The organism is Nitrobacter winogradskyi (assembly GCF_006539545.1).
GTDB lineage: Bacteria > Pseudomonadota > Alphaproteobacteria > Rhizobiales > Xanthobacteraceae > Nitrobacter > Nitrobacter winogradskyi_A.
Map to the genome: position 1 here is coordinate 1 of NZ_BJNF01000097.1, position 18,665 is coordinate 18,665.

General features: G+C 60.2%; 17 protein-coding genes, 1 tRNA gene and 1 pseudogene. 9 read left to right on the top strand and 10 right to left on the bottom strand.

Annotation, left to right across the window (positions count from 1 at the left end):
- Positions 1–596 precede the first annotated feature (596 nt).
- The 3 genes from NWI01_RS16080 to NWI01_RS16090 all read left to right on the top strand — a co-directional run bounded on the left by NWI01_RS16080 (position 597) and on the right by NWI01_RS16090 (position 2,081).
- A tRNA-Ser gene (locus NWI01_RS16080) sits at positions 597–690 on the top strand.
- Between the two features lie 624 nt (positions 691–1,314).
- Positions 1,315–1,596 carry a type II toxin-antitoxin system TacA family antitoxin gene (locus NWI01_RS16085; protein WP_141384983.1) on the top strand — a complete coding sequence of 94 codons (282 nt, stop codon included), beginning with the start codon at positions 1,315–1,317 and terminating at the stop codon, positions 1,594–1,596.
- On the top strand, positions 1,596–2,081 hold the full coding sequence (locus NWI01_RS16090) for a GNAT family N-acetyltransferase (protein ID WP_141384984.1): 486 nt from the start codon (positions 1,596–1,598) through the stop codon (positions 2,079–2,081). The genes NWI01_RS16085 and NWI01_RS16090 overlap by 1 nt, the downstream gene beginning before the upstream one ends.
- Before the next feature lie 289 nt (positions 2,082–2,370).
- Here NWI01_RS16090 and NWI01_RS16095 read toward each other — a convergent pair whose 3' ends face one another.
- Positions 2,371–4,791: a TonB-dependent receptor gene (locus NWI01_RS16095; protein ID WP_141384985.1), complete on the bottom strand. Its 2,421-nt coding sequence runs from the start codon at positions 4,789–4,791 to the stop codon at positions 2,371–2,373.
- A 596-nt stretch (positions 4,792–5,387) separates the two neighbouring features.
- Between NWI01_RS16095 and exbB the strand changes: the two genes are divergently transcribed.
- The 5 genes and pseudogenes from exbB to NWI01_RS19805 all read left to right on the top strand — a co-directional run.
- Entirely contained in the window at positions 5,388–6,416 is a 1,029-nt protein-coding gene (gene exbB, locus NWI01_RS16100; RefSeq protein WP_141384999.1) for a tonB-system energizer ExbB, read from the top strand.
- Between the two features lie 52 nt (positions 6,417–6,468).
- Complete coding sequence (gene exbD / locus NWI01_RS16105; RefSeq protein ID WP_141384986.1) at positions 6,469–6,882, top strand: TonB system transport protein ExbD; 414 nt, start codon at positions 6,469–6,471, stop codon at positions 6,880–6,882.
- A complete protein-coding gene (locus tag NWI01_RS16110) occupies positions 6,879–7,634 on the top strand; it encodes an energy transducer TonB family protein (protein ID WP_141384987.1) in 756 nt (251 codons plus the stop codon). The genes exbD and NWI01_RS16110 overlap by 4 nt, the downstream gene beginning before the upstream one ends.
- Positions 7,631–10,072: a preprotein translocase subunit SecA gene (locus tag NWI01_RS16115; protein ID WP_141384988.1), complete on the top strand. Its 2,442-nt coding sequence runs from the start codon at positions 7,631–7,633 to the stop codon at positions 10,070–10,072. Before NWI01_RS16110 ends, NWI01_RS16115 begins: the two co-directional genes overlap by 4 nt.
- Before the next feature lie 51 nt (positions 10,073–10,123).
- A pseudogene (locus NWI01_RS19805) lies at positions 10,124–10,267 on the top strand (IS481 family transposase); the annotation flags it as partial.
- A 35-nt stretch (positions 10,268–10,302) separates the two neighbouring features.
- Here the strand turns inward: NWI01_RS19805 and NWI01_RS16120 are convergent.
- Entirely contained in the window at positions 10,303–10,821 is a 519-nt protein-coding gene (locus NWI01_RS16120) for a hypothetical protein (RefSeq protein WP_141384989.1), read from the bottom strand.
- Between the two features lie 632 nt (positions 10,822–11,453).
- Between NWI01_RS16120 and NWI01_RS16125 the strand changes: the two genes are divergently transcribed.
- Entirely contained in the window at positions 11,454–11,885 is a 432-nt protein-coding gene (locus tag NWI01_RS16125) for a hypothetical protein (protein ID WP_141384990.1), read from the top strand.
- 130 nt (positions 11,886–12,015) lie between these two features.
- Here the strand turns inward: NWI01_RS16125 and NWI01_RS16130 are convergent, their stop codons facing one another.
- The 8 genes from NWI01_RS16130 to NWI01_RS16165 form a co-directional block, all read right to left on the bottom strand.
- Positions 12,016–12,843: a S1 family peptidase gene (locus NWI01_RS16130; RefSeq protein ID WP_141385000.1), complete on the bottom strand. Its 828-nt coding sequence runs from the start codon at positions 12,841–12,843 to the stop codon at positions 12,016–12,018.
- A gap of 5 nt (positions 12,844–12,848) precedes the next feature.
- A complete protein-coding gene (locus NWI01_RS16135; protein ID WP_141384991.1) occupies positions 12,849–13,481 on the bottom strand; it encodes a hypothetical protein in 633 nt (210 codons plus the stop codon).
- Between the two features lie 13 nt (positions 13,482–13,494).
- Positions 13,495–15,855 carry a nitric oxide reductase activation protein NorD gene (locus NWI01_RS16140; protein WP_141384992.1) on the bottom strand — a complete coding sequence of 787 codons (2,361 nt, stop codon included), beginning with the start codon at positions 15,853–15,855 and terminating at the stop codon, positions 13,495–13,497.
- Between the two features lie 92 nt (positions 15,856–15,947).
- The gene (locus tag NWI01_RS16145) at positions 15,948–16,868 is read right to left on the bottom strand and encodes a CbbQ/NirQ/NorQ/GpvN family protein (protein ID WP_301293751.1); all 921 of its coding nucleotides are present in this window, start codon (positions 16,866–16,868) and stop codon (positions 15,948–15,950) included.
- Between the two features lie 20 nt (positions 16,869–16,888).
- On the bottom strand, positions 16,889–17,116 hold the full coding sequence (locus tag NWI01_RS16150) for a hypothetical protein (protein WP_011315223.1): 228 nt from the start codon (positions 17,114–17,116) through the stop codon (positions 16,889–16,891).
- Positions 17,113–17,748 (bottom strand): ParA family partition ATPase, encoded by a 636-nt coding sequence (gene parA, locus NWI01_RS16155; protein ID WP_141384993.1) that lies wholly within the window; start codon positions 17,746–17,748, stop codon positions 17,113–17,115. Before parA ends, NWI01_RS16150 begins: the two co-directional genes overlap by 4 nt.
- A 3-nt stretch (positions 17,749–17,751) precedes the next feature.
- A complete protein-coding gene (locus NWI01_RS16160) occupies positions 17,752–18,018 on the bottom strand; it encodes a 4a-hydroxytetrahydrobiopterin dehydratase (RefSeq protein ID WP_141384994.1) in 267 nt (88 codons plus the stop codon).
- Between the two features lie 280 nt (positions 18,019–18,298).
- Entirely contained in the window at positions 18,299–18,637 is a 339-nt protein-coding gene (locus NWI01_RS16165) for a BMC domain-containing protein (RefSeq protein WP_141384995.1), read from the bottom strand.
- Between the last annotated feature and the right edge of the window lie 28 nt (positions 18,638–18,665).

The following is an 18,665-nucleotide window of genomic DNA, read 5'->3' on the forward strand; positions in this document are numbered from 1 at the left end:
AAACGCTCCCTCGGTCCCGGACCAACCGCCAGCGTTCGCGTTTATTAAGAGCCCCCGCTCAATGGGAGCGGATGCGAACGGGCGAGCTTCTAAAACGGAACGACTTTGGGATGCCCCCCTCCGTCGCACGGTCAGAATTACCGAACCGACTTGCACACGCAACGAAGGAAGCTGCCGAATGGAATACGTCTAACGATTTTCGCTGCATGTTGCACAAATGGCACGCGCAAATGGTCGCAGCAGAGCAAATTCTCCTACCAGGCTGCCTGAAACGCCCCCGAACGGTCCCGAGGGGTAGAGACCACATCGGGCGCGCCGTCCATCTCCATGCTTCAGACGTCGCGAATCATCATGCCTGAAGCAGCCTGTCGTATTCAGACGGCTGCGGAAGTCGCGGAGAATTCGAGATTGAATGGCTGGCGCTGCAATGCGGAAAATCTGTTCTGCGGCGCTCGCTAACACAGGAACAGACCGAGCTTGCCGCTATCGGCATCACCGATCCGCGTCACAAACACCTGGGGATTCCCTATGCGACGCCTTATTTCGAGATACGACGCTTGCGGCTGGCGATCGTGTCAGGCATATCGGTCGTCAATGGAGCTGTGGCCGAGTGGCTGAAGGCGGCGGTTTGCTAAACCGTTATAGGGTTGTAAAGCCCTATCGAGGGTTCGAATCCCTCCGGCTCCGCCATTCTGCTTTCACCAGCGCAAAAACCATTTAACACATTGAATGGCAAGGTGGATTTTGGGGTTCGAAATCCCGAGTTCCGACTGTATTCTAGAGCCTCGGGCGTTCATTTAGATCCATATCCAGCGGCATTGAAGTAGTTTGAGCACTCTTGCGGCTTGAAGATGACGCAGATGTTGCCGATGCGAGTTCGAACATTTCATCGAAGGTGCGTTTCGGGCCGGGCTTCTGACCCAGCTTCTCGAGGCCACGGCGCAGCCCGACGAAATGGACGAGTTGTTGCGCCAGACCGGACGCGGCGCGACTCAGGCAGGACCTTCATAATTCAGTTCCGACCTTCCGAAGTCGGTTTTCCATCTTCCGATCGCAGCCTATCACGGCGCGGGCAACCGACTTGCCGCCTCGCGGGCATCTTCCGCAAAGCCGAAAACCGCCTATTGCAACGCCGTTGGCTTATGTAATTTGCCCGCTTCCGTGATCATCCGAGGCTATCGGGACGGGGAACATCGGTTTCCGCCCTACCGGGCGTTCGACCCGCCTCCGGAGCGGATCGAACGGCGAACGCCCCAGAAATAGATACACAATGTGTATGCAGATGTGCTAACCTAAAGGGAAAGGATGTCTGCCATGACAAAAAAAACGACTGACACCCATGCCAAGCCCGTGAATCTGCGCATTCGGGAAGACGTGCGTGTCCTTATCGACCGGGCGGCCAAGATTCGAGGCAAAACGCGCTCGGATTTCATGATCGATGCGGCCTACCGGGCCGCCGAGGATACGCTACTCGACCAGACATTGATCAAGGTCGATCCCGATAGCTATCGGCATTACCTGGATATTCTGGACCGTCCCCCCGGTGGAGATGGCTTTGCGCGCCTGATGAACGCGCCTAAGCCCTGGCAGGGTTGATGCTGTTAGCACCAACCGCGCTTGCTGAGACACATGACCTCGAACTCTTCCAGAGCGGAAACGAGAGTCTCGACCAATGGTTAAAACGGCGCGCCCGCGCCAATCAGATCAGCGGCGCGTCCCGCATTTATGTCGTCGCAGACGGCGCTCGTGTTGTCGGTTATTACTGTCTGTCATCCGGTGGATTGGACCTTGTCGAGGCTCCGGGCGGAATCCGCCGCAACATGCCGGACCCTATTCCGATGGCTATTCTCGGACGTCTTGCCGTTGATTTGAACTGGCAAGGCAAAGGGCTTGGCGTCGCGCTCTTGCAGGATGCGGTTTTGCGTACTGGCGAGGCCGCCGCCATACTCGGCATTCGCGGCATACTCGTTCACGCCATTTCCGACGATGCCAAGGCGTTCTATGAACACTACGGATTTCAAGCCTCGCCAAAGAACCCAATGACGCTGGTGTTCTCGCTCAAAGGAGCGACGAAAGAATAACTGGAATGCTACATTTCCAGCCGTGGGGCCATGCCTGTCGGGGGCAAGGGAAAGCCGGATGGTCGCGATCAGCGGCACACCGCTCGATGCTTCCGGCCGCGACCAAGCGCGAGCAGAAAGACCCCGCGCTTGGTCGCATCGCAGATCATTGGATGCTCTTGGTGTCGTTCGAATTAGAACGCTCGGTGAGCCAAGCCAACGGATGTCGAAGTAGATTCAGGGGCAATCCACACCACATTTGTTCTTGATGTCCATCTGGGCGGCCTTGCATGAAGCGATTATACGCGAACTACCTGCCCATGTAATGCGCAGCCTTCACCGGATAATCCTGCACCGGCGGTGGCGGCACGAAGCTATAGCGATAAGTCAGCATCGCGGTCCGCCCGGCGGCCGGAACGGCTTGACCGGCATAATATTGCGCGTAGTAAAGCTCATTCGTCAGGTTGTAGATGTTGAGCTGCAGCATCGAGTCCTTTGTGACCTTATAGCTCGTCATCAGATCGAGCTTCCAGTAGTTGGGCACGTAGTTTGTATTCTGGATGTTGGCGAAGGTTCGCGCCGCATAGGCGGCGCCGCCACCGACAGTCCACAACGGCGTCAATTCGTAGGTGGTCCACAGCGTAAAGTTATGCGGCGGCGTTTGGGGGAGCTGGTTACCCAACTGCGCGAGATCGGTCGTATTGACGATCTGGGAATGGAGATAGCTGTAGCCCGCAAACAGGCCCCACTTATCGGTGAGCTTGCCTGCGGCGCCTACTTCCACACCATCCACGCGCGCCAGACCACCAAGCACCAGTGCCGCATTCGTGGCCGGATCAATAGGAATGCGCAGGTTGGTTTTTTCGATGCGGAACACCGCGCCACTCAGCGTCAGCCGGCCGTTGAGAACATCGACCTTGGTGCCGACTTCAATCGTCGTGTTGCGCTCGGGAGCCAGCAAGGAGTTCGCCGCGTTATTGCCGGCGTCGCTCAGCACGTCGAACTCCGCCGCCGGATTGTTCGACACGCCATAGGCGGCATAGATGTTCGAATTATGCGTCGGGTGAAAGACGCCGCCGACGCGCCAGGCGACCATCTGGTCAGCCCGATTGAGCCGCTGGCTCGCGGGCGGCACTGCCGCGAGATTGGTATAAGTTGTGCGGAAATCGTCGTAGCGAATCGATCCGAGCAACTCGAAGTACTCGTTGATTTTGACCTGATCAGAGCCGTAAACCGCGTAGTTCGTCGTGATGGTGTGGTTCGGCAAGCCGAACCCGGTATTCGGCCCCGGATAGGTTATGTCGCCCGGAGCGAAGGCGTTGACCCGGCACGCCAGATTGGTCGGTACGCAGTAATTGGCGCGCACCTGATTGCGGGTTTGTTGCCAGGCTACGGCACCCAGCGTGAAGGTATGCTCCAGGCTTCCGGTGTGGAACTTGCCGGTCAGATCGGTCTGATTGATGAACAGCGTGTTATCCGTCAACGTCTCGAAGTGTTGCCGCCCGATCGTCATCAATTCGACCGGATAGCCCGGCGGCGGCGCCGCTATCGCAGGCCCACTTGCCGGCTGGGGAAACACGAAACTACTATTCGCATTACCCAGGCTACGCGGCGCGGTCGGCCGCGACATGCGGTCGACGCTGACGTATCGGGTCGCGTTCGTAATCTTCAAGCCGTCGTCGAAATCATGTTCGAACCGGGCTGTCGCGATGTGGGTATTGGTGACCTGGCGATCGGCGAGCGGACCCCCAACCACGCCGTAGAAAACCTGGCGGGGAACCGGTATCGGCGGCGTCGCCGCGCCATTGCCGAAATAGCCGGCGTTGGTCCTCGCGCCGGTCGTTGAACTGTAGACCGGCGGCGGCAGATAGGGATGACCGTAGTCCGGAACGCCGTCCTCGCCTTGATAGACGTAGCTGAAGATTCCGCGCGTGTCCGGCGTAAACTCCGCTTTGACCGACGGAGCGACACCCCAGCGCCTTGTTAAGACGTTATCGCGGCTCTGGACAGGAAGATCCTGATACATCGCAGCAATGCGGCCGGACAAATTTCCTTGTGTCCCATTGGCATCGACATCGGCACGATAACCACCGTTGCTAACGCCGCTCACGGTGCCATTCACGAAGGTGGTCGCTTGCGGCACCTTCGAGACGGTGTTGATCGCAGCGCCGGTCGAACCACGACCGAAGGCAAATCCCGAGGGCCCTTTATACACCTCGACGCGATCACTGCTGAACATGTCGCGCGTGTACCAGCCCGGATCACTAAGGCCATCGCGGAACATGTCGCCGCGTGCCGCGAAGCCGCGCACAATCGGCGTATCCCCCTGGAAGCCACCCTCGCCGGCGCTGAAGGTAATGCCCGGCACCGTCCGCAGCGCATCTTCCATGGTAAGGAGCCGCTGCTCCTGGATCACCTGCTGCGTCACCACGTTGACGGTCTGCGGCGTATTGGCGAGCGGCACCGGAAGACGAGCCATTCCTGCTTGCGCAGGCGCCTGATAGCCGGTGACGCCATGCGCATCGCCGACGATGGGATTGACCTGAACGTTGCTTGGCGCAGCAGTGACAACTGGCGCGGGGGCAGCATGTACAGGCGCGCGATGCACGGTTCTTTTCTTGGCCTGCCGCTTTGGCGCCGTGACGCGAACCTGCGGAAGATCCTCTCCGACGGGCGCCGGCTGAGCGTCAGCAGAATCGGATATCAGCATCACGGCGGCAACGCCGATCATCGCTCTGCCCCACCCTACTACTGATGAATGTCCTGCTACTACGTCGCCGCTTTTTGTATCGCTCGTACGATCTGCCGATGGAATACCCATTTACCCCGAATCCTTAGATTGATGACATCGCGGAAATAAATCCGTAGGCCGCGACATAGCGTCCGTCATAGCCCTTAAATAATTTCGCAAGCAACCTGTCGGAACCGCAGTTCGAAGCTCCTTATAGAAGTTCTAGTTCGAGCCTCATTGATTATAGACTTTTATTAAAGGCAATCGCCGCGCTCGTTTAACGCCTGTGTTTGCTGCTTGTTTTTCCGGAATCATTTCTGCGTCTAATTAATTGAGTGTCGCGGCGCGACATCAATATCCCGTCGCGGGTGATAAATCAGCCACATCATCCCGGCGCGAGCTTCAACGCATCCCAGCACCAACTTACAGGTATTCTAAGATTAATGTCAGCTTGCCTGTTTGATTTAAAAAGCCCAGGCGCTAGACCATGTCGTCAGATGCCTGCGCATCTGTTCTTGACCGCTCGGACAGCCCCGAGTGGTGCATGATTAGTAGAGTTTCTCACCATGAAGCTGTCTCTGAACATCTCACGTACGATGGTGGGCAATGACCGAACACAAGCCGCAAAGGCTCTAGCGATCGGGCTTGCATTCCTCTTGACGTTGGCGCTTGGACCGTACCCTGGTTACGCTCAGTCATTATCGCAGCCCGACTCCCACGCCGCCGCTTCTTCTGGACAAAATCCTTCGATAGGCGCGCAATCCACGCCCGCGGCAACGCAGACTACGCAAACTGAATCCCAGCAACCAGCGTCGCAAGCCGTACCTGGTGCCAAGACGTCCCCCGCCGAGCAGCCGGCCGCGCCGGCGATGCCGTCAGTCGAGCAGCAAACGCCGCACGCGAGCGAACTCGTCGAAGTCCCCGAGTCGATTCTGCCGCATGAACTGACGCCCATCGGCATGTTCATGGCAGCCGACTCCATCGTGAAAGCTGTGATGATCGGTCTGGCGTTCGCTTCCGTTGTGACGTGGTCGGTATGGCTTGCAAAGACAATCGAGTTGATTGGCGCGCGGAGCAAACTCGTGCGTGATATCCATAACGTGGAACGCGCTCGTACGCTTGATGAGGCAAGCGGGATATTGCAGCAGTCCGGAAGCGACATCGCCAATCTCACCAATGCCGCACGCGATGAAATTCATCGTTCGCAGGACGCCATGAACCATGACGGCGTCAAGGAACGAATTGCTTCGCTGTTCAGTCGCATAGAGGCGGCGGCGGCACGGCGCATGACCCGCGGGACCAGCATTCTGGCTACCATTGGATCGACCGCGCCGTTTGTCGGGCTTTTCGGCACCGTCTGGGGAATCATGAATGCCTTCATCGGCATTTCGAAAACGCAGACCACCAACCTCGCGGTCGTCGCGCCCGGCATCGCCGAGGCCTTGCTGGCGACGGCCATGGGGCTTGTCGCGGCGATTCCGGCGGTGATGATCTACAACATGTTTTCGCGCTCCATCACGGGTTATCGCGGCTTGCTGGGAGACGGCTCGGCGGAACTGATGCGCATGGTGAGCAGAGATCTCAATCGGGCAGAGATGATGCCTCATCGGATCGCTGCTGAGTAAGGAGTAGCCACCCGTGGGCGTTTCGCTTCAGCCGGCATCGTCAGAGGATGAGATGGCGCAGGTCAGCGACATCAATGTGACACCGTTCATCGACGTCATTCTGGTGCTGCTGATTATTTTTATGATTGCGGCGCCGCTGGCGACCGTCGACATCGCCGTCGACCTGCCAGCATCGACGGCGGTGCGTCAGCCGCGTCCGGAAAAACCGATCTTCATTACGCTCAAGGCTGACCGCACGCTGGCGGTCGGGGAGACGCCGATCTCGCGCATAGCGCTGGCAGCCTCGCTGGCCTCGGTGACATCATCGGATCACAGCAAGCGTCTGTTCGTCCGCGCCGACAAGACTATTCCCTATGGTGAGGTGATGACGCTGATGAACGATCTGCGGTCTGCCGGGTATTTAAAGATTGCCCTGGTCGGACTTGAATCCGCGGGCGGAGCACAATCCGGGGGGGCTGCACAATGAGCATGCCGCGCCTTTACAGCAACGTCACGCGGAAAGAACTGTTGCGCTGGAGCACCTGCTTCATTGCAATGCTGTCATTGCATGGCGCAGTCGCGGCCGCCCTGCTCATGACACCGGCCGAAGGCGATACCTTCGATACCGTCACGACAATCGAAGTAGATTTCACCACCGAGTCGTTCCGCGACGCCGAGGCTCGAGACGTCGCGCCGGGCGAAGAGCAAATGCAGGCCGACGAAACTCCTCCGCCTCAGGAAAAGGCCGAAGTCAAGACAGAGAAGGAGCCGGAGCCCGAACCGCCGCTTCCGCAGGTAGCCGAACCCGACGTTGCGCTGGAGACGCCTCCCGAGCAGAAACAGCAGGAAGAGGAGAAGAAAGAGGAAAAGGAAAAGACTCCGAACGCAACGCCTCCGCTGATTGCCTCGGCCGTTACGACGGCGCCAACCGCCGCCGCTGCACGGAAAGCACCGCTCGTGAGCTGGAAACGAAAGCTGGCCCTTCACCTTCAGCGTAACAAGCGATATCCGCGGGATGCACAGGCCCATCACGAAACCGGAATAGCAAAAGTCTTCTTCGTCGTTGACCGCAGCGGTCACATTATCTCCAGCAGAATCGCGAAGGGTAGTGGATCTGCCGCCCTCGATCACGAAACGCTCGAACTCCTGCAACGCGCACAGCCATTGCCCCAACCGCCGAGCGACGTCGGCGGAACTCAGTTTGCTTTTACGATGCCGATTCTTTTTGAGTTTCAATGATCCTGCGCCTGACAAGGCGCGCGCTGAGTTTCGGCACTCGCCGGAAACTGACACAATACGAAACAACCGCCGACCGGATCCTTGTTCTGGAAGGGGACCATCGACGACTGTCTGCCCGCGGGTTGCTTGATCGCGCTACCGAACTAAGGCAGCGGGTCCAGGCTGGCACGTCCCTTGATGAGATCAAGGAAGAAGCTTTTGCGCTGGCTCGCGAAGCCGCGCGGCGCGCGCTTAACGAACACCCTGTTCCGGTACAGATCATCGGCGCTCTCGCCCTTCATGACGGCCATCTCGCCGAGATGAGGACTGGAGAAGGCAAGACGCTCACGGCCACACTCGTCTGTGCGCTCAATGGCCTGACGGGACGAGGTGTTCACATCGGCACGCCGAATGACTATCTCGCCGAGCGCGACGCGGCCTGGATGCGGCCGGTTTACGATTTGCTTGGGCTCAGCGCAGGCGTCATCACGCAGGAAATGGACGACGATGAGCGGCGCGAAGCCTATTGTTGCGATATTACTTATGGCGTCGCCAGCGAGTTCTGTTTCGACTATCTGCGCGACAACCTAAAATTGTCGGCCGCTGAAACCGTGCAGCGCGGCCATTCCTTTGCATTGGTTGACGAGGCCGACGCCACACTGATCGACGAGGCCAGCATGCCGCTGGCGCTGTTCGGGCCGCTCGGCGATCATTCCCGCTTTTATGAGGTAATTGATGTCTTAATCGCCTCATTGCAACCCTCGCACTACGAAGTCGACCATCTTCGGCGCGTCACACTGACCGAGGCGGGATACAGTGAAGTCGAGCTGCGGCTGCAGCAACAAGGATTGCTGAAGGCTTCGTCGACGCTGCATGACAGCGTATCGATCTCACTGCTCCACCACATCATGCAGTCGCTGCGCGCTCATGTGGTGCTCGCGCGCGACCGCGACTATGTCGTTGCGAACGGCAGGGTGATCATTGTCGACCGGCTGACGGGACGGCCGATGCCTGGACGGCGCTATGACGAAGGACTGCATCAAGCCCTGGAGGCCAAGGAAAGTTGCGCCATCGGAGAGGAAACGCGCACGGTCGCTGCGATCACGTTCCAGACCTATTTCCGGCGCTACGATAAGCTATGCGGCATGACCGGCACGGCAAAAGCGGATGCCGAAGAATACAAAGAGGTGTACGGCCTCGATGTGATCTCGATCCCGACACACCGTCCGATGATCCGCGTCGACGGGGCCGTGCTCCACTCCACCGCCGCCGGTAAATTTCAGGCGATCCTGCGGGAGCTGGAAGATGCCGCCGCGCGAGGCCAGCCCGTTCTAATCGGCGCTCCGTCGATCGAACGATCAGAAGCCTTGGCCGCGATGCTTGAAACCAACGGCTGGAGTCAGCAAAATCCAGCAACTCAGAATCTGGGTTCAAGCCGCACCTTCGCCGTCCTCAACGCCAAGCATCACGCTCGCGAAGCCCAAATTATCGCCGAGGCCGGTGCTCCCGGCGCCGTGACGATTGCCACCGCCATGGCTGGCCGGGGCACGGATATCCGACTTGGCGGCGAACACGCCGATGCCGCAACACGCGCCAAGGTGATTGCCGCAGGCGGACTACTGGTGATCGGCTCCACCCATCACGATCATGGGCGGATGGACGAACAGCTGCGCGGCCGTGCCGGACGACAGGGCGATCCGGGGCGATCGATCTTCCACGCCTCGCTTGACGACGAGTTCCTGAAAACTGCCGCGATCGACGCACCGCCTCTAACAGAACAAACCCCCACGATCGCCCCCTCAGTTGCGAGCCGCCTGATCGAGGCGGCGCAAAAACGGCACGAAACCCGCAGCTTCGATCGCCGCCTTGGACTCCTGCGTTTCGATACAATCATTCAACGCCAGCGCGAAAACGTTTACGATTTGCGTCAAAGCATCCGCGACGGGAGCGATACGCTCATTCTGGCAAAGCGCCTGCGTCATGAGACGGTCGACGATCTTATAAATCGTTTCGCCGCGCCGACCGCTCCATGGGACATTGCAGGGCTGGATCACGCGATCCGGTCCGTCCTGACTCTTGCTATCGATATCAGACCTCCATCGAGCGATCCCAAAGCCGACGCAAGGGCTCTCGCACAGCGCATCACCGCCGCGGCCGATCGCTGGACCGCCGGCAAGATCGCCAGCATGGGTGAGACTACATTCGTTGATATCCTTCGCCGGCTGATGATGGCGGCGATCGATCACCTCTGGTCGGAACAATCGGAACGCCTCGATTATCTCAAGCGCAGGATCGGCGACCGCGGGCTCCCGTCGCATAAGGTCATCGCGGAATTTCAGATTGAAGCATTCACACTGTTCGAACTGATGATAGCCGATTTCCGTCGCGACGTTACGGCCTACGCCATGCGCGTCGGTATCCTGCCCACCCATGTGATTCCGATGAGTGAACACTGTTAAGTCCCACGGTGTGATGGCGTATCATTATACGTCGTCGGAGTGGGACGCTCTATGGGCCAAGTTCTTCACGGGAGCGCCACGACCACGTACGCCGTTCGAAGGGAGCTACAGCGATCACAGGCTTCAGCCGCGAAACTCGCGCGGCGCTTCGGGATCAACGATCTCTCGCCTGCCAAAGACCGATCACGAAAAACCGAAGCGGTTCAAGGCTTACTAAGTCACGACATCGACTATGACGCCATCGCCCGCGATCTGGCCTTTGAGACTGCGAGTAGAAAAATGAACGGAATGAACATGAGCCAGAGCAGAAAGGGCAACCCGAACTCATGCAAGGTGTTCAATGACCAGAATTCAGTAATTCTGGCGGCAACCAGCCAATAGCTAAGGCTGAGGATAGCGAAGCCTGCAAGCATCTGGAGCCCGCGCAGCAGTTTCAACACTCGTGGGACGCCGAGTTTGTCGGTCTGATTCTCGCCAACGGCAATAAGGAGAGTGATAACCACCAGCGACGGAAGCATGAGCAGGTCGACCCAGAGTGGGAAGCTCACCAACTCGGCGATGAACAGGACGACGGCAGAGAGCGTGAAGGCATCGCGCACCAGCTTGCGTAGCGCATGTGGCTTGTCCTTAAGCTGCTGGGCTTCAAAGACGCTGGTGAAACCAACTGTCAGCCAGCAAAGCAGGGTCGATTTGAGATTGGGCCAGTCCCACAGACTCAGCCATGCGAGCAGCCAGACACAAGCCCCCACGTAGAGGACATGAGCAGCCAGAGCAGTGCGAGCTTCGGCATAAGGAAGGCACGGACGACATTAAACGCGAGAGGTCTCCCCTTTTTCTACAGAAGCGCAGCGGTCAGTAGAAGGCTCAGATAAACTAGGGCAGCAATCTCTCGATTGCTCAGGTCGAATCCGAATCTGGCCAATGTGAAGGACATATCTTTTTAAACCGCACCTCACGCGCGGCAGCAATCGCTCATTCGAACCTAGAACGCTCACACGCATCATCGCTCTCAAGTTGCTTTTGAGCTGACATACGGCAAACAAGACGGCCAGCACGGCTTCAGATGTCATTTGGGAGAGCTATAGCGCAGGTGTAGTTCTCCGTTTCCTCGGCTTCGGCCCGCCATACACCGCAGATCGCCTCCACAGTGCGATATTGCCGCCGATTATCGTCCCCGCCTCGCATCTATTGACCTTGCAGAGCAAGCCGCCCCTGTTTCAGGCGATATTCGCACGCTGCGAGTTCCGGATGGCAGGGTTTCACGCGGCGAACGCGGAAACGTGATCGCCCTGGGTTATGACGATCCAGATTTCCACACTTGTTCCTTGATTTAAGCGTTGCATGACATAACGTTTAGGTTGCTCGACAGTGGAGATTTTGTATGTCCCGGGGCTTTGGTGCGATTCAACGCGCGGTGCTTGACGCGTTATCGGACAAACTGATCATCACCCTATCGACACTTGACCTCGCTCACATCGTCAACGGCGGGGTGCGCAGCAGGTCGATGATTGCATCGGTTCATCGCGCACTTCGAACTTTGGAAGCCGTAGGCAAAGTCGTCCGTCTCGATGGAAGGTGGGCTCTCGCATCGCGACAAAGGGAAGCTCGAAGCTACAGGTACAGAAAACAACCTGAGTCGCCTCTGCAGCAGAGAAACGAACGATTGAAACTGATCTCGAAGATTCTTGGAATGCTCGGATCGTCTCAGGACGGTGAGGTTCTGGCGGCTGCGAAAAGAGCGGAAGCCAAGCGGGTCGAGCTAGGTTTATCCTGGGACGATATCATCCTGAGAGACTCTTACTCGATCATCTGAAAGCGGCGACCCGAAACGGCCTCGACCCATAGCTTTTCCGAGCGAAGCAGGTGACCTGTTGGCGTGAAAAAACCGCCCCGCTTCCGATCCCATCAGAAGCGGAAAAATCCCGTACCAGCCGCGAGTCTTTTCAGTCAGATAGCCATTTGCGCACATATGCGTCGATAAGCTCGCGCACGGATTCGGACTTGATCACCAGACCGAGGTCGATCATTTCCGAACCGATGAACCGGTTGTCGTTCTGCGCGGGCACCGGCCCGGGCACCAGTTGGTTGGCCTCTTCGCGGAAGAACACCTCCGCCACCACACCGGCGAACCATATCGTGCGCGCCGCATCGCCGCGCGGGCGCAGCGGATCGTCGCGCATCACGAATACCGGGCTGCCGCTCGATCCGGGATACACCGCAGCGTCAATCAGGAATTGCTTGCGTCCCTCGAAGTCAAGTTCCAGCGGCGTGGCGGTGGTGCCGCGACGGAGGATAGGCATGAGGTTGATCTGATCCCACACCCCGCTGGGATAGCCGACGAACAGCACGTCCTCGAGCGCGTCGAAGCCCCGCACCGCGGCCGCATCGGGAATACGCTGGCTGTCGATCGCGTGGTAATATAGCTGCACGCCGAGATCGCGCGCCGCACGCTCGAGCGGCCGCAGCGGCACGATGGCGAGGTCGACCGCGGGATCGGGATGGAGGAACCATGCCGCGGGGAAGTCGTCGATGTTGAGCTGAAAACGCTGGCCGAACGCCGGCCTGCCTTCGCTCGTCTGAGTGAACACCAATCCGCCGCGACGAACGCCCTCGACCAGATGCCGGTTGGTGACGATGAAAGGCGTATTACCCATCGCGTGAGCGTGGCTGAGGATGAAGGCCGTGCCGGAGCCGGCGCTACCGTCCTCGAGTTCGGTGTCCACTCGCACGGTTGAGAACAGCAGCTTCTTTGCTATCGAGTCGATTTCCATGGAGCTCACGCTTGCGCCATAGCGCGTTGGTTCAGGCGCTCGATCGCGGCCACGGCCGCGCGTTGCGCCTCCTCGGCCTCAGCCTCGTTGCCCATCATGGTCAACCGGCCGAAAGAACCGAAAGCTTTGACGTCTACCAACGTGATATGCGCTGCCTTCTCGGCCTCATTGGCGGCATACATGATGTAACCCGCCGGCTCGACCTCCAGGATGAACATGCTCTTGCCGGGCAGGATCATCGAACCCTTGCGCAGTTGGCGGTTGATCAGCGTGGCGTGGTCGGGCGTGATGGCGCGAATGATCTCGTTCCACGCAATCTTGCAGCGCAGCCGTGAATCCATCGTCGTGTTGAGCTGCCTGAGGATCAGTTCGCCTGCGGCGAGCACCTCGCTCTGGTTGCGGAAGTGAAGCTCCATCGAGCCGAAGGCACGCTCGACGACCTGCTCGCCCATGCGCACGTTGGTCTTCTTTAAAGCGATGTCCGAGAGGTTATGCACCGCCATGCCGGGAGCAACCTCGATCCACATGCAGGCATCGCCAGGTACCGGCAGAAACCCCTGCGAGGACGTCGCGATATAGGACGCCAGCTGCGGCTGCAGCGCATCCATGAACACGTAAGTTCGCAGGGTGATCTTCATCCTCGGCCCACCCTCACCGCGTCAAGCTCATGTAGAGCATCGGCAGTTTTTCCGGCAGCCGCTCGGCCTGATCGATCACGGTGAAATTCTTCATGCCGAAAATGCGCGACACGTACTGGTCGGCATGGGGATCGAGCGAAAGTGCGTAGACCGTAATACCCTGGCGGCCGAGTTCTTCCACCGCGGCCTTGGTATCATGGCGCAGGTATTGCGGATCGGTGACGTCGTTGTCGGCCGGCTCGCCGTCGGTGACGACGAAGACAACGCGTTTGCTGCTGGGCTGCAACGCCAGATAATGAGCGGCATGGCGCAACGCCGCGCCCATGCGGGTGGAGAGCCGCCCTTTCATCCCCGCCAACCGCGCCTTGACCACATCATCATACGGTTGGTCGAAATCCTTGAAGCGGTGGTAGTGCACATCGTGCCGGCCGTCGGAACAAAAGCCATGAATGGCGAACGGATCGCCGATGCGGTGCAGCGCTCCCGCCAACAGTACCGTTGCGGCGCGCGTCAGGTCCATCACCGTGTAGTCGTGGCCGCGGACCTTGTCGTTGGATGACTCGGACATGTCCAGCAACACCAGCACCGCCAGATCACGCAGCGCGCGCTTGTAGCGCATCATAATGCGCGGATCGTGCTGCTGGCCGATGCGGATGTCGATCATCGCGCGCACCGCGGCGTTGATGTCGATCTCGTCGCCATCCTCCACGTTGCGGATGCGCTGCATGCCTTGCGGCACCATCGACTCGATCAGGAATTTAAGTCGCGAGATCACCGGCTTGTGCTCAAGGATGATGCCCTCGATCACATCCAGCTCACCCATCACGGGGTGGTACTCAAGCAACGTCACCCAGTTCGGGCGCTCAAGCTGTATCTGATAGTCCCACTCCGGATAGTGGAACGGCTCGGAAACCGGCGGGCGGCCTTCGAGCGAGTTGATGCTCACATTCTCCTGGTCGAGATAGAACTCGGTCGGAAGCTCCCACACCTCCTGCGCATCGTCGCCGGCGAATTCGACGTCGACCTCGTTGACCATTTCCATCACGTTGACTTTTTTGCGCACCTGCTGGCGGGTCTCCCAGGTGGCGGCCATCACCTGCGCCTCGTCGTATTCCTCCAGAAACCAGACGGCGCGATTGTCGTCGCGATAGACGGCGCTGAGCGCATCGGTAACCTTGTTGTAGGTGGGCAGGTCGAGCTCGAACAGGCGGTGTGATAAATCCACGCCCAGATTCCAGCTCACCTGGTTGCTCTCCAGATCGGACTGAGCGCGAAACGCGGCCACGCCCTGCCGCACGAACGGATCCGGGTCGGTCGCTTCGGGATCGAGCAAGGCGCGGGCGAGACGATCGAGCAACTCACCCACCGTTTGCGGCGAGGCCGAATAGTCGAACACCGGATGCAGCGCCAACCAGGCCTGGCGCATTCCGGGAAATTTGCGGATCGCCAGTTCCTCGACGCGCGCATCCTCGAACAGCTCGATCAGCGCCATCTGCACCGGCAACAGTTGCTGCATCGAAAGCGGCGTCTGGGTGAAGACAAGATGCGCGGCGCAGTGGTTGACGGCGGCGCGGTAAAGCTCAAGCGCACTGACGATCCGCTCGGGCGCGGTCGCATCGCCCTCGGGCTTATAGTCGTCATAGGCGTCGGCGACGTGGATGACGTAATGCTCGATGTACGGCCTGAGTCCCTCGCGGCTCTCGTAATCGCCGGCGGTCGGGCGCAGAAAGAAATCGCGTCCCCAGATCGCGCGCATGTAGATGTTGAGCCGCCGCTGGATGTCGACGAACAGCGTGCCTTTGCGTTCTTGTTGCAGAACGGCCATGGCATCGGCGCTCTGCAATCCGAAATAAGCCGCCTGCCCTTCGAAATCAGCCTTGTACGCCTGCACTCCCCATTGCACCCAGCGGCGCAAGCCACCCAGAGTGAGCTGGGTCAGCAGGCGGTCGAGATTTTCCAGCATCGGCCGCAGGCCACGCGGAGCCTGCGCCAACATGATCTCCAGCACATTGAGGTATTGGCGAAACAGCTCGGCATCACCCACGCGGTGCGCCGCCAGCGGCGCGGTGCTGGCGATCAGCGCCAGAACCTGCCCCGAGGTCTTGGACGCCATGCCCAGCAGGAAGTTGACCAGATCAGGCAGCACCTCCTCGCCGATGGCGCGCCCGACCTCCGGCATGGACTGGATGAAGCTCACTACCAGGTCCTCGCCGCGACCCAGCTCATGCAGCGCCACCGCGCCCTTGATATAGTTGCTCAGCCCGCGCGGGCTGATGGCGCGCGCAGCCTCGTTCCAGGAGGCGCGCAGCAGTTCCTGCGCGCGGCCGGGCAGTTCGTCGAGAAGCTCCTGGAATTCGTGTAGGTGGATGGCCATGATGTGTAAGTTCGGACTACCCTGGCGATGCTGGCCCCGGCCGACCTGTCGCTTCTTTTCTCACCTCGCGCCTGCCGATCGTCGGAAGACGCTCAGAAGTATGTCGTCACCGCGGAATCAAGCGCGTTGCGCATATCGGGATCATCGGTGATGGGACGCACCAGCGCCACGCGGCAGGCAGCCAGCGGCGCGACGCCGCGGGAAATCAGCGAGCCGGCGTAGATCAGCATGCGGGTCGATATTCCCTCATCCAGTCCGTGGCCTTTGAGGTTGCGCGCATGTTCGGCGATATGGACCAGCTTCTTTGCCGCGTCCAATCCCACACCGCTCTCGTGCACGACGATCTCGGCCTCGACCTCGTGCTCAGGGTAGTTGAAGTCCAGCGCGCCGAACCGCTGCTTGGTCGACTGCTTCAAATCCTTCATCAGCGACTGGTAGCCGGGGTTGTAGGAGATGACGACCTGGAAATCCGGATGCGCTTCGACGATCTCGCCCTTCTTCTCCAGCGGAAGAATGCGCCGAGCGTCGGTCAGGGAGTGAATCACGACCGTGGTGTCCTGACGCGCCTCGACCACCTCGTCGAGATAGCAGATTCCGCCGAAGCGGGCCGCCATGGTCAAAGGCCCGTCCTGCCAGCGGGTGCCGTTGGCGTCGAGCAAGAAGCGGCCGACCAGATCGCTGGCGGTCATGTCTTCGTTGCATGCAACGGTGACCAGCGGCTTGCCGAGCTTCCACGCCATGTATTCAACGAAGCGCGTTTTGCCGCAACCCGTCGGACCCTTCAGCATCATCGGCATGCGGACCGAATAGGCAGCCTCATAAAGTGCGATTTCATCGGCGACCGCGCGATAGTACGGCTCCTTGGCGACGCGATAGGCGTCGAGCGCCGCCGCGGCGCCAGTCGTGTCCGTTGCCACGCGCGGCGCAGCTTCGCTTCGCGCGGAGGCGGCAGCCGGCACGTGGAAGGCGGGGTTTCGTCGCGGAAGGTAACCGCGGTTGCTGAGATCGCCCATGATCTGAACTCCTGCAAATCTCAATCCGGCCAAATGCGGTCGGGGAACAGTTCCTGCACACTCTCCGGCGGCTCGTCCGCCAAAGTTTCTTTCTCTTTAGGCGCAGGCTTGGCGGCGGCCGGCTTGCTGGCGCCCGAATCCGGACGCGGCTTCTTCGAGCGGACTTCAGCCTTTTCGGCCGGGGCAGACTCCGCGCCGGTCTTGGCCTGACGGACGCTGCTGGCGAGCTTGTCTTTGATGCTGGTCATGCAAGGATCTCCTCTATGAGGCCTTCGATCTCCGCGACCGCACTTTGGCCGCGCGCCCCTAGTTGGTAGGCCGACACGCCCTCAAGCGCGGCGGTCTTGTAGATGCCGCGGCGACGCACCGCAGTATTAAGCACCGGCAGTCCGAACTCGGCCAACGCCTCCTGCATCGCCGCCGATAGCGCGCTGCGCGTCTCGATCTGATTCGGCAGCAGATACGCGCGCAGCCGGGGATTGTTCCGCCGAGCTTCATCGATGTCCTGCGGCAGCCTCAGGCTGGCCCACAAATCCATCGGCGAGGGCAACACCGGAATGACGGCCACGTCACAGCTTTGCAGCGCCAGCGCCGCCGCGCGGCTGTCGACTGCCGGCGGACAGTCCAGCACGACGAAGGGATAGGCGCGAAAATCCCGCCGCAGATCGACAGCGCCAGCGCCCACGCGCAGATGCTTGACCGTCGCCGGAAAAGTTTGCGTACCTGCCGCAGCCCATTGCGTGGCCGAGCCCTGCGGATCCAGATCGACCACGACCGCCGATGCCCGGCGCGCCAGCCCCGCACCGAGATGCATGGCCACGGTGGTCTTGCCGGCGCCGCCTTTCTGGTTGATCACCGCAATGACCAGTGGCCCGCTCATCGCTCACTCCCCGCGCTCGGCTAGAGCAGCTATACGCCCGGCGAACTGTTCGTCCTCGGCGCTCAATGCGGTGTCGTCGGCCGCCCCGATCGTGATGTTGACATAGGTGGTGCCGAAATTGATGTTCTGCGGATGGCGCTGAATCTCCTCGGACAGCGCCGACAGCGCGTCGAGGAAGGCGCGGGTCTGCGCGTATTGCGCAAACGCGAAGCGGCGAAACAACGTCGGCGGCTTGTCGCGGCGCTCCCAACCTTGGAAATCATCAGTCATGGGCGTCCTACCCCGGTTCGATCTGGGTTACGTATCGAGATGCGCTAGCGCCTCCTGTAGCAAGGCTTCGAATAGCGACGCGGCGCCGTTACCGCGCAGCCGTCGGCGCGTACATCAACGCGTCGACATCAATCCGCAGGGGCCTCGACCTGGAGCCGATACCAGACTCGGCCGCGCCGCGGGCAACCGCAAGAGCCTGCCGCACGCCGCCAACGCTTGGTTGAGCGCGCGTGCAAGCCAGGGTTTGCCGATCGACCGCCATGACGCTCTCCGCGCAGGATCAGCTGCGGGTAGACGTGACCTCGGAGTCGCGGCCGCCGTTCGAGTCAGGCTTCGTCGGCAGGATGCCCTCGACCTCGCTGTGCACGCGCGCGATGATGTGCGCCGCCACCAGGCCGTCGCCCACGCGCTCGCAGGCGTCAGCCCCGGCACGCACCGCCGCGTTGACCGCGCCGGTTTCGCCGCGCACCAACACCGTGACGTAGCCGCCACCGACGAACTGCCGACCGATCAGCCGCACTTCGGAGGCCTTGGTCATCGCGTCGGCCGCTTCGATCGCCGGAACCAGCCCGCGAGTTTCGATCATGCCCAGGGCGATGCCGTTGACGTGTGTTGCCATGTCGTAGTCCTTCCCGTTACTTACCGTA